The 944-nt window shown below is 69.7% G+C and carries 1 protein-coding gene; it reads left to right on the top strand.

The window, feature by feature from the left end; translation table 11 throughout:
• Positions 1-704 (top strand): cytochrome c biogenesis protein CcdA (locus tag NBX02_RS20275; protein ID WP_250292576.1); only part of this gene is annotated, 704 nt, incomplete at its 5' end.
• Between the last annotated feature and the right edge of the window lie 240 nt (positions 705-944).

The following is a 944-nucleotide window of genomic DNA, read 5'->3' as shown; positions in this document are numbered from 1 at the left end:
GCAGCGGCGCGGGCATCAACGCTGGCGCTGATATGGGCGGCAACGGTCGTGGCCCTGGTACCGGGATCAACGTCGATGGCGGCACTGATACGACCAGCCGGGCTCGGCGGCGGCTGCTGGGGCGAGTCACGCTCGGCACCGTGCTGTTCGTCGTCGGCTTCACCGCGGTTTTCGTCAGCTACGGTGCGGCCTTCGGCGGGCTGGGCAGCTGGCTGACCCTGCACCAGGTCGGTGTCAGCCAGATCCTCGGCGCGGTGACCATCGTCATGGGGCTGGCGTTCGCAGGGGTATTCGCTCGGGTCCCACTGGCCAACCGCCAGTGGCGCATCCATCGGCTGCCCGCGCCCGGCCTGGTTGGGGCACCCGTCCTCGGTGTCCTGTTCGGGATCGGTTGGACGCCGTGTCTCGGGCCCACTCTGACGGCGGTGCTGGCGCTTGCGATACAGAGCGCGACCGCTGGCCGGGGTGCGTTCCTCTCCGCCGCCTACTGCTTTGGTCTCGGGGTGCCGTTTCTTGTCGTGGGCCTGGCCTTCCGGCGGGCGGCCGGTGCTCTGGCTGTGGTCCGCAGGCGTGCCCGAGCGCTTACTTTCGCCGGTGGTGTGCTGCTCGTCGTGGTCGGACTTCTCCAGGTCACCGGCCTGTGGGCTGATCTGATCGCTGCTCTCCGGCCTTACGCCCCGGGATTTGCGGAGACCCCCTTGTGAGCGGCTTGTGAGCGGGCAAGCCGACCGGCCCAGCCGGATCAGTCGGCCCAGCCGGATCAGTCGGGTGAGCCGGCGGAGGCACCCACCCGAGCCCGATCCGGGGCGTGTCGGTGCCTCCGGCCCGGCGACCGACGGATCAGGAGCAACAGCGACCATGGCTGCACCGACTACACCGGCTACCTCGGGCACAGACATCACTCAGGATGTAGCCGTCACCCAGGGCACAGATGCCGCCCAGGG

Source organism: Protofrankia sp. CiP1_Cm_nod1 (assembly GCF_920888515.1).
Taxonomy (GTDB): Bacteria; Actinomycetota; Actinomycetes; order Frankiales; family Frankiaceae; genus Protofrankia.
This window is presented reverse-complemented; position numbering and strand designations above follow the sequence as displayed.